The organism is Paraflavitalea speifideaquila, assembly GCF_032395985.1.
Taxonomy (GTDB): Bacteria; Bacteroidota; Bacteroidia; order Chitinophagales; family Chitinophagaceae; genus Paraflavitalea; species Paraflavitalea speifideaquila.
Map to the genome: position 1 here is coordinate 243,861 of NZ_CP135920.1, position 12,225 is coordinate 256,085.

25 protein-coding genes are annotated in these 12,225 nt (G+C 46.0%); 13 read left to right on the plus strand and 12 right to left on the minus strand.

The features are described from left to right. Positions 1–123: 123 nt before the first annotated feature. The 11 genes from RS881_RS01710 to RS881_RS01760 all read right to left on the minus strand — a co-directional run bounded on the left by RS881_RS01710 (position 124) and on the right by RS881_RS01760 (position 4,554). The gene (locus RS881_RS01710) at positions 124–516 is read right to left on the minus strand and encodes an endonuclease/exonuclease/phosphatase family protein (protein ID WP_315819497.1); all 393 of its coding nucleotides are present in this window, start codon (positions 514–516) and stop codon (positions 124–126) included. Then, a complete protein-coding gene (locus RS881_RS01715) occupies positions 459–1,268 on the minus strand; it encodes an endonuclease/exonuclease/phosphatase family protein (RefSeq protein WP_315819498.1) in 810 nt (269 codons plus the stop codon). Before RS881_RS01715 ends, RS881_RS01710 begins: the two co-directional genes overlap by 58 nt. Then, the gene (locus RS881_RS01720; RefSeq protein ID WP_315819499.1) at positions 1,255–1,497 is read right to left on the minus strand and encodes a DUF6576 domain-containing protein; all 243 of its coding nucleotides are present in this window, start codon (positions 1,495–1,497) and stop codon (positions 1,255–1,257) included. The genes RS881_RS01715 and RS881_RS01720 overlap by 14 nt, the downstream gene beginning before the upstream one ends. Next, positions 1,494–1,667, minus strand: coding sequence for a hypothetical protein (locus RS881_RS01725; RefSeq protein WP_315819500.1), 174 nt, complete (start codon positions 1,665–1,667; stop codon positions 1,494–1,496). The genes RS881_RS01720 and RS881_RS01725 overlap by 4 nt, the downstream gene beginning before the upstream one ends. Positions 1,668–1,719: 52 nt before the next feature. Further along, complete coding sequence (locus RS881_RS01730) at positions 1,720–2,175, minus strand: rhomboid family intramembrane serine protease (protein ID WP_315819501.1); 456 nt, start codon at positions 2,173–2,175, stop codon at positions 1,720–1,722. A gap of 150 nt (positions 2,176–2,325) precedes the next feature. Continuing rightward, a complete protein-coding gene (locus tag RS881_RS01735; protein WP_315819502.1) occupies positions 2,326–2,658 on the minus strand; it encodes a rhomboid family intramembrane serine protease in 333 nt (110 codons plus the stop codon). A 20-nt stretch (positions 2,659–2,678) separates the two neighbouring features. After that, complete coding sequence (locus tag RS881_RS01740) at positions 2,679–3,089, minus strand: rhomboid family intramembrane serine protease (RefSeq protein ID WP_315819503.1); 411 nt, start codon at positions 3,087–3,089, stop codon at positions 2,679–2,681. Between the two features lie 35 nt (positions 3,090–3,124). Continuing rightward, on the minus strand, positions 3,125–3,289 hold the full coding sequence (locus RS881_RS01745; RefSeq protein WP_315819504.1) for a hypothetical protein: 165 nt from the start codon (positions 3,287–3,289) through the stop codon (positions 3,125–3,127). 58 nt (positions 3,290–3,347) lie between these two features. Next, positions 3,348–3,731, minus strand: a complete 384-nt coding sequence (locus RS881_RS01750; RefSeq protein WP_315824991.1) for a methyltransferase domain-containing protein — start codon at positions 3,729–3,731, stop codon at positions 3,348–3,350. Next, entirely contained in the window at positions 3,653–4,249 is a 597-nt protein-coding gene (locus RS881_RS01755; RefSeq protein ID WP_315819505.1) for a class I SAM-dependent RNA methyltransferase, read from the minus strand. The genes RS881_RS01750 and RS881_RS01755 overlap by 79 nt, the downstream gene beginning before the upstream one ends. Further along, positions 4,195–4,554 (minus strand): TRAM domain-containing protein, encoded by a 360-nt coding sequence (locus tag RS881_RS01760; RefSeq protein ID WP_315819506.1) that lies wholly within the window; start codon positions 4,552–4,554, stop codon positions 4,195–4,197. The genes RS881_RS01755 and RS881_RS01760 overlap by 55 nt, the downstream gene beginning before the upstream one ends. Positions 4,555–4,699: 145 nt before the next feature. Here RS881_RS01760 and RS881_RS61465 point away from each other — a divergent pair, with 145 nt between their 5' ends. The 8 genes from RS881_RS61465 (at position 4,700) to RS881_RS01795 (ending at position 7,909) form a co-directional block, all read left to right on the plus strand. Then, positions 4,700–4,906: a DNA ligase LigA-related protein gene (locus RS881_RS61465; RefSeq protein ID WP_425476340.1), complete on the plus strand. Its 207-nt coding sequence runs from the start codon at positions 4,700–4,702 to the stop codon at positions 4,904–4,906. A 47-nt stretch (positions 4,907–4,953) separates the two neighbouring features. Next, a complete protein-coding gene (locus tag RS881_RS01765) occupies positions 4,954–5,196 on the plus strand; it encodes a hypothetical protein (protein ID WP_425476341.1) in 243 nt (80 codons plus the stop codon). Positions 5,197–5,218: 22 nt separating this feature from the next. Beyond that, entirely contained in the window at positions 5,219–5,605 is a 387-nt protein-coding gene (locus RS881_RS01770; protein WP_315824992.1) for a hypothetical protein, read from the plus strand. Beyond that, positions 5,562–6,191: an NAD-dependent DNA ligase gene (locus RS881_RS01775; protein WP_315819507.1), complete on the plus strand. Its 630-nt coding sequence runs from the start codon at positions 5,562–5,564 to the stop codon at positions 6,189–6,191. Before RS881_RS01770 ends, RS881_RS01775 begins: the two co-directional genes overlap by 44 nt. Positions 6,192–6,342: 151 nt before the next feature. Beyond that, the gene (locus RS881_RS01780; RefSeq protein WP_315824993.1) at positions 6,343–6,555 is read left to right on the plus strand and encodes a helix-hairpin-helix domain-containing protein; all 213 of its coding nucleotides are present in this window, start codon (positions 6,343–6,345) and stop codon (positions 6,553–6,555) included. A gap of 32 nt (positions 6,556–6,587) precedes the next feature. Beyond that, positions 6,588–6,797, plus strand: a complete 210-nt coding sequence (locus RS881_RS01785; RefSeq protein WP_315819508.1) for a BRCT domain-containing protein — start codon at positions 6,588–6,590, stop codon at positions 6,795–6,797. 73 nt (positions 6,798–6,870) lie between these two features. Then, entirely contained in the window at positions 6,871–7,431 is a 561-nt protein-coding gene (locus RS881_RS01790) for a helix-turn-helix domain-containing protein (RefSeq protein ID WP_315819509.1), read from the plus strand. Between the two features lie 394 nt (positions 7,432–7,825). After that, a complete protein-coding gene (locus tag RS881_RS01795; RefSeq protein ID WP_315824994.1) occupies positions 7,826–7,909 on the plus strand; it encodes a DUF2461 family protein in 84 nt (27 codons plus the stop codon). 476 nt (positions 7,910–8,385) lie between these two features. On the opposite strand, the gene RS881_RS01800 is transcribed toward RS881_RS01795, so the two are convergent. Continuing rightward, positions 8,386–9,393, minus strand: a complete 1,008-nt coding sequence (locus RS881_RS01800) for an aspartate-semialdehyde dehydrogenase (RefSeq protein ID WP_315819510.1) — start codon at positions 9,391–9,393, stop codon at positions 8,386–8,388. 482 nt (positions 9,394–9,875) lie between these two features. Here RS881_RS01800 and RS881_RS01805 point away from each other — a divergent pair, with 482 nt between their 5' ends. From RS881_RS01805 to RS881_RS01825, 5 genes are all read left to right on the plus strand, one after another. Continuing rightward, entirely contained in the window at positions 9,876–10,424 is a 549-nt protein-coding gene (locus tag RS881_RS01805; protein WP_315819511.1) for a lamin tail domain-containing protein, read from the plus strand. A 32-nt stretch (positions 10,425–10,456) separates the two neighbouring features. Continuing rightward, positions 10,457–10,678 carry a hypothetical protein gene (locus RS881_RS01810; RefSeq protein ID WP_315819512.1) on the plus strand — a complete coding sequence of 74 codons (222 nt, stop codon included), beginning with the start codon at positions 10,457–10,459 and terminating at the stop codon, positions 10,676–10,678. Between the two features lie 154 nt (positions 10,679–10,832). Next, on the plus strand, positions 10,833–11,381 hold the full coding sequence (locus tag RS881_RS01815) for a hypothetical protein (protein WP_315819513.1): 549 nt from the start codon (positions 10,833–10,835) through the stop codon (positions 11,379–11,381). After that, complete coding sequence (locus RS881_RS01820) at positions 11,297–11,566, plus strand: flagellar hook assembly protein FlgD (RefSeq protein ID WP_315819514.1); 270 nt, start codon at positions 11,297–11,299, stop codon at positions 11,564–11,566. Before RS881_RS01815 ends, RS881_RS01820 begins: the two co-directional genes overlap by 85 nt. Before the next feature lie 50 nt (positions 11,567–11,616). Then, positions 11,617–12,159, plus strand: coding sequence for a hypothetical protein (locus RS881_RS01825; RefSeq protein WP_315819515.1), 543 nt, complete (start codon positions 11,617–11,619; stop codon positions 12,157–12,159). Positions 12,160–12,225 lie beyond the last annotated feature (66 nt).

Below are 12,225 nucleotides of genomic sequence, written 5' to 3' on the forward strand. Positions count from 1 at the left end.
GCGAATTAAGTAAAAATGGGATAATTAGTACGGCACACAAAAATAGATTTATCCTGTGATAACAGGACAGGGAAAACAACAGGGGAAGAAGAACGGGGACGCCATAAGGCAAATATAGGGATTTTATTCAGCGGCCTTCAGCTTCAGGTCCGCCAATACTGGGTAATGATCTGAATAGGGTACTTCAAACCGTTTGCATTGAACCACCTCAAACTTTTTATCCGCCATGATATAATCAATTCTAAGCGTGGGGCCTATATCCCGGTACGTACGCCCAATCCCATTACTGGCGGCTATGAAGGCGTCTTGCCGGCTACCACGGATGTGAAAATACGTGTAGGAATTGGGCACATCATTAAAATCCCCGCATATAATAACCGGGTAAGGACTTTTATCCAGCTGTTCCCGCACAATATCTACCTGAGTGCCCCGCGAAGCATACCCTTGCCGCAGCTTTTTCAATATCGACCGGGAGGCATCCAGGATACTGTCATCGGCCGTTCTGATAATGCGCAATCGCTCATAATCTTCTTTCTGGAACAAGACCGATTGAAGATGCGTATTAAATACCCGCAACGTTTGCCCCCTACTGTAATATCGCAGGATATAAGGCTTTCTGCGGCCCTTAATTTGACCGGACCGGGATACTTGATCTGCAGGCTATCAATGATGGGAAACCGGGAAAAAATGGCCACGCCCACTTCCAATGGGCCGCCTTTACGACCATAATCGATCACCTTATAGAAATAAGGATAATTCATCTTTTGAATATCCTTTAAGTTGCTGTAATTAACCTTGTTTGTTTCAAAATATTCTTGAAAGCATAAGATATCAGGGTCCTGCTCTTTGATAAAGGCCAGCATCTGCTTACGGCTGGGATATGCACCCTTGGTGATTCGTTTCTGCTCGTCAAACCACCGCACGTTCCAACTCAGAACACGAATACTTTTCTCCTGCTTGGTAGGGGTAAAGCCGCCAGGATGAAATCCAATGAGTGCCCTGATATTGGTATAACCCAGCAGTAATGCTGCCAGTGAAAGAAAAGCCCAGCGGGAGCGGAATAAAGACCAGAAAAGGAGGAAGAGGACCACCAATATGAGCAGGAAAGGAAAGGCTAGACCCAGGAGCGCAAAAAACCACCATTTTTCAGGATGCAGAAACGCATTGGCACAGGAAAGCAGGAAAAGTGCTACTATACCAATGTGAGAGATGATAAAAAACGCTTTGCGATGGTTCGTATGGCCATGATTAAATTTACAACTCTTCATCCTCCGAGGCCCGCTTCAGGATCTCTTTCTCTTCTTCTGTGAGGAAGCGATATCCCTGTTGGTTGATCTTGTCCAATATTTCATCAATTCGTTTCTGCGTAATATTGGGAATCTTTTTATATGGCTGAGTGCCCTTCGATTTATAATGCAGTTCCTCTTTGGCTGTCTTTTTCCAGCTCCGCTTGTCGGGATTGAACAGGTTATTGACCCAGTCAAAAAAGCGGTTCATCCAGGCACTCCAGTCGCGCCCCGGCGCAGTTGGTACACAAAAATAAAACCCGTAGCGGCGCCTGCCAGGTGCGCCAGGTGCCCACCGGTATTACTGCCCGTGATCATGGCAAAATCAAGCACCACAAAAACAAGCGTCAACACCCATAAAGGGATACCCCCATTGATCATGGGAAAATGCGGTAACCCGGCGCCAATGCAGTGGTGGCAATTGCTACCGCCATTACCCCAGCCGAAGCCCCCAGTAATTTGCTATAGGGCGCCACTCCGGAAAGTACAGGAATAAGGTTAAAGCTGATAACATAAAATACCCCCCGGCCAGTCCGCCATATATAAAAACAGGGATCAGTTTCCGTGGCCCGGCCAGGTCTTGTAAAATATAGCCAAATGCCCACAACCACAACACATTGCCAATCAGGTGCATGGGCTCTGTATGCATGAACATATAAGTAAAGATCGTCCAGGGGCGGGTAGCTAGCGTGCTTAGATTGGATGGTAAAATAAACCAGTTGAGGATCTCCGCATCAAAAACCGGTTCTTTGGTGCCCGACATCCAGTATACAATCCACAAAAACTTGAAAAGGCAGAACACAATGGCCAATATAGCCAGTAATAAAACCAATGCATTACCATCCTGGCCCAGCAAAATGCGTTTCCTGTATCGATCTTCCCGCAACACAAATATATTTTTGGTGAATGTACAAAACCCTGCTCACAACGCCTTCCCCAGGCATTACGATATTGGTAATTAATTAACAGTCAAATAGGTCCTAATGTTGCCCTTAGAATAATTTACGTCGATTACCCCTGCGGTAGCTAAAATATACTATCAAAAGCCTACCAGGCCGCCGCCAAGGTGGGCAACGTGTGCCACAGGATCCTGCGGGTTGTTTTGGATAGCCGCCCACAACTCAAGGCCGCCATAGATCAATACCAGCCATTTCATTTTGATGGGGAAAAGAAAGTAGATCATCACCTGGTCATTCGGGAATAAATAGGCCACCCCTGCCAGGATGCCAAAAAGCGCCCCGGATGCACCTACCATTTGCCTGCCGGTGGCTGCCGCCTTTATTTGGTCAGACATATTGAATATCGCCCTGGGTGCGATAGGATCATCGGGATTTGCGTTCAACAAATTCGTAAACTCGGAAGGAACGCTCATCCTCACCCAATCATATTTACTTAAAAGCATATTAAAATTCCGTACCGTAGGATGTTCCTGTAAAAATTCAGGTCACTGATTACCGGATACGTCTCTACCAGCGTAGCCAGGCCACTGATCAGCCCGGCTCCTATACCACAGATCAGGTAAAAGGTCAGGAAACGCTTGGCGCCCCACACCATTTCCAGTTTCGTACCAAAAATACACCCCCAGCATATTAAAAACAAATGCTGGAAAGAGCCATGCATGAACATATAGGTAAGGAACTGGTGCGGGCGAAAATCCTTCGACAAAAAGTGATGCTGGGCAAACAGCTCGTCTACAGGAAACTTATTCTGAAAAGTCATTTGCGCCAGAAAAATAAGAGCATTAACGATCAGCAGGTTCTTAACTACGGGCGTCATGGGCAGAAACATTCTGTTCGAATACACTAGTATGCTTTTTTAGGTTTTACAATTGCAAAGTCTTATTTTCTGATCTTTAGTTGCACCACGTTCTCAATATGATGCGTATGGGGGAACATGTCCACAGGCTGCACCTTCGTCACCACATACTTCTCATCCAGTTTATTCAGGTCCCTGGCCTGAGTAGCCGGATTACAACTCACATATACCACCAGCGGCGCTTCCATATCCAATATTTTTTGTACCAGCTTTTCATGCATACCAGCCCTCGGGGGTCGGTTATGATCACATCCGGCCTTCCATGACGTGCAAAAAGGCATCATCACAAATATCTATAACATCTCCGGCGAAAAATTGTGCGTGCTCTAAATTGTTCAAAGCCGCATTTTCCTTCGCATCTTCAATAGCTTCGGCAATAACTTCAACCCCGATGATCTTTCCTGCCAGCCTGCTCACAAATAATCCAATACTGCCAGTACCACAATACAGGTCATAAACCGTTTCCTTTCCCGTTAATTCAGCAAAATCACGGGTTATCTGGTACAACCTTTCCCCCTGCCTTGTATTCGTCTGAAAAAACGACTTGGGGCCTATTTTAAACTGCAGGTCCTCCAGTTTTTCTGTAATATATCCTTTTCCATAATATGCCTGTGGTTGAAGATCATAAATCGTATCGTTCTTTTAGGGTTAATAGTATACAACAACGTGGTAATTTCCGGCACCTGATTCAGCAGATAGTCGAATAATTCCTTCCTTGCCTCCTGATCATCATGCCCCAAACAAACATTGACCATTATTTCTCCCGTAGTACAAACCCTGATGATCAGCGTACGTAACCAACCCTGGTGTTCACGAATATCGTAAAAACTATATCCATGCTCCATGGCAAACCCGCGAATCCCATTCTTGATCGTATTAGTAGGCTCTGCCATCAGGTGACAGGTATTGATATCAATCACCTTGTCAAACAGCCGGGGCACATGAAAGCCCAATGCGTTTTCCTGGTCTATAGTACCTGCACCGGCTATTTCCTGCGGGAGGAGATAACGACGGTTGCTAAAAGTAAATTCCAGCTTATTCCGGTACCGAACAGTACTTTCACACCCAACGATGGCAGCAATACCAGGCAAAGCTATCTTGCCAATACGCCGCAGGTGCTGTTCCACCTCATGCTGCTTGTACTCCAATTGCTTGTTGTAAGGCAGCATCTGCCACTTACAACCCCCGCATACACCAAAATGTTCGCAAAAGGAGCTACCCGGTCCCGGGAAAACTCATGAAAATGCACCGCTTTCCCTTCTGCCCATTCCTTTTTATTCTTCGATAGGCGTACATCTACCACATCACCCGGTACCGCTCCTTCAATAAAAACCACCTTCCCGTCTATTTTAGCCAGCGCTTTGCCCTTAGCCGCATAATCCTGTACCACCATTTTTTGCAGTACCACATTCTTTTTCTCATGGCGCAAAGATAACGGATAGCCCCGGAGCATTTCCCCTTTTCCATTTTGCCAGGCCAACCCGCTATTTCCCAGCTCCCATTACGGCAATTCCCTTTCCCTGTATTCGCTCGCAGCTCATCGCTCAAAGCTCGTAGCTCTTCCTTAATTTTACCCACAAACACATAACCAACCTTTTATGTACGCTGCCGGCCAAACCAAAGCATTACAACAGCTTTCTACCACTTTATTGGATAAGATCACTAAGAGTAAGTTAGATCCTGCCAGGGATATAAATGATCTGCGGGAGGTACTTCGCTTTCATGAATACCGCTATTACATCATGAACGATCCCCTGGTGGCCGATTTTGAATACGATCAGCTGTACAAAGCCCTGGAAAAATAGAATCCCGGCAGCCGGAACTGATTACCTCCGATTCACCTACGAAACGGGTGGCCAAAGACCTTACCAAAGATTTTCAGAAGGTTTTCCACCTGGTACCCATGCTTTCACTCGAAAACTCATACAATGAGGAGGATCTGGTAGATTGGGATCGTAAGGCGCGGGAACTAGCCAAGGTGGACCAGATTGAATATTGCGTGGAGCCCAAGTTTGATGGGGCCAGTATATCCCTGATCTATGAAGATGATATATTGGCCAGGGAGCTACCAGGGGCGATGGCGTTGAGGGGATGAGATCACCACCAATATCAAACAGATCCGCTCTGTTCCACTAAGTGTAAAACTCTCAGCTTACGGGATTCAGCAACTGGAAATAAGAGGAGAGGTATTATTAACCAAGGCCAATTTCAAGAAATACAATAATCAACTAATAGAGCAGAACCTGGCGCCATTGGCCAATCCTCGCAATGCTGCTGCAGGCTCCTTACGCATCAAAGACCCCAGGGAAGTAAGTAAGCGTAACCTCGAAGCCTTCCTGTATAATATCAGCCACTATGTATTGCTTCCGGAAGCCACAATCCCTAAACTGCTGGAAACACATAGCGGCTCCCTCGAACTGTTGTGGGAGCTGGGTTTCCGTAGCCCCATGAAAGAAAAAAATGGTATTCAAAGGCATAGAGGCCGTTATCAAATATTGCCATGAATATGAGGAAAAACGTGACGACCTGCCCTACGAAATAGATGGAATGGTTGTCAAGGTCAATAAACTGGAACTACAGGACCAGTTGGGAATGACCACCCACCACCCACGCTGGGCCATTGCCTATAAGTTCCAGGCCAGGCAGGCTACCAGCAAATTAAAAACAGTAGAGTTCCAGGTAGGCCGTACCGGTTCCATTACACCCGTTGCTAAAATTGAACCCGTTCCCATTGGAGGCGTAACCGTAGGCTCTATATCCCTGTTCAATGAAGAGGTGATCCAGGAAAAAGACCTCATGGCGGGCGATACAGTCCTCGTAGAACGCGCCGGAGACGTGATCCCTTATATAGTAAAATCACTACCAGAACTTAGAACTGGAAAAGAAGAACCCATTATTTTTCCTACCGTATGCCCGTCTTGCAACCAAAAATTGGTCAAACCCCCCGGGGAAGCTGTTTGGCGCTGCGTGAATAAATACTGCAAAGCACAGGTCTTACAGCGCATTTTCCACTTCACCAGTAAAGACGCCATGGATATACGTGGCCTGGGAGAAGCCATCGTGCAGAAGTTCTACGACCTGGGCTTTTGAAGGACATACCGGGAATATATGCTATTCCTTTTGACAAAATAAGAGACCTGGAAGGCTTTGGTGAAAAAGCATTACCAACCTCCAAACGGCTATCACTGCCTCTAAAGAACAGCCGCTCCATAGACTCATATTCGCCCTTGGTATACGATACATAGGCGAAACAACCGCCAAAACCCTTGCCCATGCTGTAAAACACCTGCTTGATTTTGCTCAATTTTCACTTGAAGAACTACAGGCCCTGGAGGATGTTGGTCCCAAGGTGGCAGGTAGCGTTTACCAGTATTTCCGTGATTCTGATAACATTAAAATGCTTCAGCAACTGGAGGCCCTGGGATTAAAGTTGAAAAATGATAAAAAGATATAATTGTCGACGGCAACCTCACAGGACAAACGTTTTTGTTCACCGGTACCCTGCCTACCCTGAAACGTAATGAGGCCGAAGCTTTGGTGGAAGCCAATGGGGGTAAGCTATTGGGTAGCGTGAGCAGTAAACTGACCTACCTGGTGGCTGGCGAAGAGGCTGGTTCCAAGTTGGAAAAAGCCAAGAAGATCACCTCCGTCAAGATCATTAATGAGGCCGAGTTCCTGACCTTGGTTAACCGCTAATTCACATCTTTCTTACAAATGATTTGATTTTCGCATATCATTCTTTTGTAACTTTAGCCAAAAGGAAAAGGCGATGATAAAAAAACTCCCCAACGAGGTGTGGAAACCTTTACAGTTTCCAGGCTGGAAGCACCTTAGAAAAAAGTATGCGCTGTCATCACATGGCCGCATAGCCAGCTACACAGACGATGTTATTGATGATGGTAAATTGTTGCAGGGCTCATTAACTACCGGTTACCGGACCTTGAACCTGCACAGACCCGGAAACAATGGCACACTGTACATTCACCGCGAAATTGCCCGGCTATTCCTGGGCAAGCCCTCGGCGAAAAACAAGTATGTGATTCACCTGAATCACAACAAACTCGACAACACAGTGAAGAACTTGAAATGGGCCTCACTGGAAGAAATGATCTCTCACCAACAAAACAGCCCGGCTAAGATCGCTTACAAGAAAGTGCAGGCCAACCGCACCGAAGGTCTTAAGCTGAATGCTAATCAGGTGAAGAGCATTAAAAAAGTCCTAACAGACAAGAACCGGAAAATCACCATCAAAAAACTTGCGGAAAAATATGGCGTCAGTGAAATGACGATGTACCGCATTAAAAGTGGTGAGAACTGGGGCAGGATCTAAACCCCATTACCGGAAAATGTAGTATAAGTGGTGTGCACAGATGTGAGCGAGCATCTACACACCACTTATCTTTTTGTCCCACTCAATACCCATACATACCTTTAAAATAAAACGTATGCTGCTGCCTGCTACTATCAAATTCCTGAAAGACCTCAAAAAAATAATGATAAATCCTGGTTCGATGCCCATCGCCCACAGTATGAAGCCGCCAAAAAGACTTTGAACAGTTCATTCAAGCCGTTATTGATAAGCACAGCAAACAGGATGCTACCATTAAAGAATTGACAGCAAAGAGTTGCATGTTTCGCATTAACCGTGATGTGCGGTTCTCAAAAGATAAAAGCCCCTATAAAACCAACTTGGGCGCCAGCATTAACCGGGGCGGCAAAAGTCTATCTATGCCGGGTACTATTTTCATTGCGAGCCAGGTGAAGCTTTTGTGGGTGGAGGCATCTGGATGCCCATGCCCCGGAAGTAAAGAAAATAAGGCAGGAAATAGATTACTGCTTCGATGAATTCAAGAAGATCCTTGCCAATAAGAAATTCAAAGATGTATATGGAGCTTTAGACCTGGGCGTAGAGTATTCCCTGGCCCGCGTACCCCAGGGTTTTGAAAAAGACAACCCGGCAGCCGACTACCTGAAGCTTAAAAGCTGGCTGGCCATGGAAAAATTGAAAGACAGTGACCTTACCTCAGATACCCTGGTCAAGAAAACAGTGGCGGCTTTTGAAGCCCTGCAGCCCCTGATCGTTTTCATTAACCGTGCATTGGACGAATAGCAATTAATCAGCGTAATCTGCCCTAATCCGCGGAATCTGCGCAATCAATAATAATCCGCGTAGTCTGCGTTTCAATCTGCGAAATCAGCGTCAATCAGTATAATCTGCGATTAAAAAGTCCCGCCCCTGTGAGACGGCGGGACCGGGAGTATGGCTATACCTTCCCTTTTAATACTATAATAGGTTTTTAGAAACCAGGTATTCCGCAATCTGTACCGCATTCGTTGCAGCCCCCTTACGCAGGTTGTCACTCACAACCCAAAGGTTAAGCGTATTCGGCTGCGTTTCATCACGCCGCAGGCGACCAACAAATACTTCGTCGCGGTCGTGTGCATCCTTAGGCATGGGGTATTGCTGAGTGGCGGGATCATCTACTACCACTACACCCGGTGCACTGCTCAATAAATTGCGAACATCTTCCAGTTGGTAATCATCACTGAACTCTACATTCACACTCTCACTATGACCTCCCATTACCGGGATACGTACCGTTGTTGCAGTAACACGGATCGCTTCGTCGCGCATGATCTTCTTTGTCTCATTCACCATTTTCATCTCCTCCTTCGTATATCCATTGTCCAGGAACACATCAATTTGAGGTATCACATTCAAGTCAATAGGATATTTATAGGCCATCGGATATTCGCCATTGCTGCCTTTTTCCGCCTTGCTGCGTTCTCCCATCAGTTGGTCCACCGCTTTCTTACCAGTACCCGTTACACTTTGATAGGTAGACACTACAATTCTTTTGATATTGTATTTCTTGTGCAATGGGTTCAGCGCTACCACCATTTGGATAGTGGAGCAATTGGGATTCGCAATGATCTTATCATCTTTACCCAACGCATCCGCATTGACCTCGGGAACGATCAGTTTTTTGGAAGGGTCCATGCGCCAGGCAGAGGAATTATCAATTACAGTAATGCCCGCTTCAGCAAATTTGGGCGCCCATTCCAGCGAAGTACTGCCGCCCGCAGAAAAAATAGCCACAGCAGGTTTGGCTGCAATAGCATCCGTCATACTAATGATCTTATATCCCTTGCCCTTGAACACTACTTCCTTGCCAACTGATCTTTCAGATGCTACCGGAAGAAGTTCCGTTACCGGGAAATTACGTTCGGCTAATACCTGTAACATCTTGGTGCCTACAAGGCCCGTGGCGCCTACTACTGCAACTTTCATGGTTTGTTGATTGCTTGTTTATAGATTAACAATAATGTCTTTAAGTTCTCTCGTCAGCAGGTGCCAAACAAAACGGCCTTCCTGGTGGGGAAGGCCGTTTTGAATATCCTGTTATACAAAGCAGTACTCAACCTTCCCAACGTCTGGAATGCTTCTTCGTGCGCTTTGTATGTTTCATCATTTTTGCATAACGAGCAACAAAAGTAGTTCCCAATTGCAGAATCCACAAATTTTTATTGATAATCCTTGAAAATTCCCAAGGCATAGCCCGCTACAATAGCAGGAATAAAACAACTAACAACCAGTAGTTTAAACCAGGCTCATTTAATTGGGAACCTGTATTGTTCGTTGCTCGCAGCTCAAAGCTCGTTGCTTGCTCTTCACAACAAATTATTTTATTATATAATGTTTTGTCTTTACTTTCATTCCCCGTATGCGGTTTGTGCTAACCGTCATATCCTTCTGAAAAACAATAAAAACCAATGAATTTAAAACTGCTTGTTGTATGGCTGCTTGTGCCGTTTACCAGCCTGCAATCCCAAACACCCCAGCGATTTGATATAGTAATTACCGAACTTTTTCCCGATCCTACTCCGCCTGTAGCATTACCCAACCATGAATTTGTAGAATTGAAAAATGTGTCAGGCCACACCATCAATCTGAAGGGATGGAAATTGAGCGATCGTTCTGCAACAGCTACCATTCAGGCAAATATTGAAGTCCGGCCGGATAGCTTTATCATCATTTGCTCCAATTCGGCCCTACCCCTGTTTGCGATCCATGGTACCGCCGTAGGTGTGAGCAATTTCCCATCTCTGAACAATGAGGAGGATATCATCACCTTATCTTCACCCGAAGGAAATACCATACATGCAGTACCTTATACCGATCAGTGGTACCGCAACAGCCTGAAAGCAGGCGGCGGCTGGACCCTGGAAATGATTGATCCACACAACCCGTGTACGGGGGCAGATAACTGGAAAGCTGCTATAGATCCACTGGGCGGTACCCTGGTAAAGAAAATTCTGTAACCGCCCAAAATCCCGATGATATTCCCCCGGCATTGCTACGAACCTTCACGATCGATAGTATAACCATTGTAGCTGTATTTGATGAGAGCCTGGATAGTACTGTTGCTGCATCAACCCATCACTATACCTTCAACCAGGCCATAGGCCATCCTGTATCGGCCGAACCACAGACTCCTTTATTCAACGAAGTAATACTCAGGTTACCTGCCCCCTACAGGCAAGCCAGGAGTATCAGCTCGTCACCAGGGAGCTAACTGATTGTAGTGGCAATGCCATTGGTATGATGAACAATGTCAAAGCCGGATTGCCCGTAGCAGCCAATAACCAGTCAGTTATTATTAATGAATTGTTATTTAACCCCCTCCGGGAGGATTTGATTATATAGAGTTGTACAATCGCAGCCCTGATGTGCTAGATGTAAAACAATTGTATGTGGCCAATCGTTCTGCATCTGGTGCACTGGCTGGTTTACAGCAATTGTCATCGTCATCCCGTTTGTTTTTTCCGGGCGAGCATATAGTTCTAACGGAGGATGCCCGTTGGCTGCAGCAACAATACCAGGTTAAAGAACCAGCCACCATCCTGGAACTGCCTGCTTTGCCTTCCCTGCCAGATGATAAGGGTACCCTCGTGCTGATTAACTTGCAGGAAGAAGTGGTAGATGAATTGCAGTACAACAGGAGCTGGCACTTTTCACTCATCAGCAACGAAGATGGGGTGGCGTTGGAAAGAATAGACTATAGCAAGCCGGCACAGGATAGCCATAACTGGATGTCGGCCGCTTCTACAGCAGGGTTCGGTACCCCGGTTACCGCAACTCCCAGTTCAGGGCCGATCTGCAGGCAAAGGGTACCATTACTGTTACGCCTACCGTGTTTTCGCCTGATAATGACGGGGTTGACGATTTTGCTACCATTCAATACCTATTGGCAGAACCCGGTTATGTGGCCAATATAACCCTCTTTGATGCAGGGGGCATACCTGTACGCCAGTTGGCACGCAATGCCACACTGGGTAAAGAGGGCGTTTTCAGATGGGATGGGTTGGACAATAACCGCCGTCGCCTGCCCCTCGGCACCTATATCATATTGGCCGAAATATTCAATGGCCAAGGCAAAACAAAAAAATTAAAAATACTGTAACATTAATACGACGTTTTTAACTAATATTAAAAATTAAAACCACCTTCTGCATGAAAAAGACATTTTTCGCCTTTGCAACCGTATCAACCCTGGCATTATTCTCCTGTAAGGACAAAGCAAAAGAGGCAGGTGGCGATACAGCAACTACTCCTGCTGCAGAGCAAACTACACCAGCAACTGAAACCAAGCCCGCTGCCAACGAACCCAAGACCTATAAAGTAACCTTTGCGCCTGATACCGCTTACCTGGGTAAGAAAAAGGAAGCATTTGTGAAGGTTAAAAATGCCAAAGCCGTGGCTTTGCAAGACCCCGATGGTAAATCCGAAGGGATCGAGCTTACATTTGATATAGAAGTTACCAACAAAGCCGCTATGGGAGGTTATAATGTTTACTTAGTATCCAGCGAATCCCGGTTGACACTCGACAATGGTAACAATATCACACAACATTCTGGTACCAGCGTAAACGTTGAGCCTGAGTCCACAAAAGACCTTGCTGAGGTTGTTTATAAAATACCAGCAGGCGCCAGACCAACCACACTCAACCTGTTCTATGATGGTACCCGCGTAAGCGTGAGCGTAACCCTCGAATAGCAATCCTGTTAACATATAAAAAGAGAGCTGCTTTTCGGGCAGCTCTCTTTTTTGACAGTCAACTGC

Bases quoted from the DNA above. Each gene is read 5' to 3' on its own strand.
- RS881_RS01775 (WP_315819507.1), top strand. From the start codon at position 5,562: ATGGTATTCAAAGGCATAGAGGCCGTTATCAAATATTGCCATGAATAT.
- RS881_RS01725 (WP_315819500.1), bottom strand. From the start codon at position 1,667: ATGATCAATGGGGGTATCCCTTTATGGGTGTTGACGCTTGTTTTTGTG.
- RS881_RS01800 (WP_315819510.1), bottom strand. From the start codon at position 9,393: ATGAAAGTTGCAGTAGTAGGCGCCACGGGCCTTGTAGGCACCAAGATG.
- RS881_RS01760 (WP_315819506.1), bottom strand. From the start codon at position 4,554: ATGCTCCGGGGCTATCCGTTATCTTTGCGCCATGAGAAAAAGAATGTG.
- RS881_RS01805 (WP_315819511.1), top strand. From the start codon at position 9,876: ATGAATTTAAAACTGCTTGTTGTATGGCTGCTTGTGCCGTTTACCAGC.
- RS881_RS01790 (WP_315819509.1), top strand. From the start codon at position 6,871: ATGATAAAAAAACTCCCCAACGAGGTGTGGAAACCTTTACAGTTTCCA.
- RS881_RS01715 (WP_315819498.1), bottom strand. From the start codon at position 1,268: ATGAAGAGTTGTAAATTTAATCATGGCCATACGAACCATCGCAAAGCG.
- RS881_RS01745 (WP_315819504.1), bottom strand. From the start codon at position 3,289: ATGGAAGCGCCGCTGGTGGTATATGTGAGTTGTAATCCGGCTACTCAG.
- RS881_RS01720 (WP_315819499.1), bottom strand. From the start codon at position 1,497: ATGAACCGCTTTTTTGACTGGGTCAATAACCTGTTCAATCCCGACAAG.
- RS881_RS61465 (WP_425476340.1), top strand. From the start codon at position 4,700: ATGTACGCTGCCGGCCAAACCAAAGCATTACAACAGCTTTCTACCACT.
- RS881_RS01825 (WP_315819515.1), top strand. From the start codon at position 11,617: ATGAAAAAGACATTTTTCGCCTTTGCAACCGTATCAACCCTGGCATTA.
- RS881_RS01735 (WP_315819502.1), bottom strand. From the start codon at position 2,658: ATGAGCGTTCCTTCCGAGTTTACGAATTTGTTGAACGCAAATCCCGAT.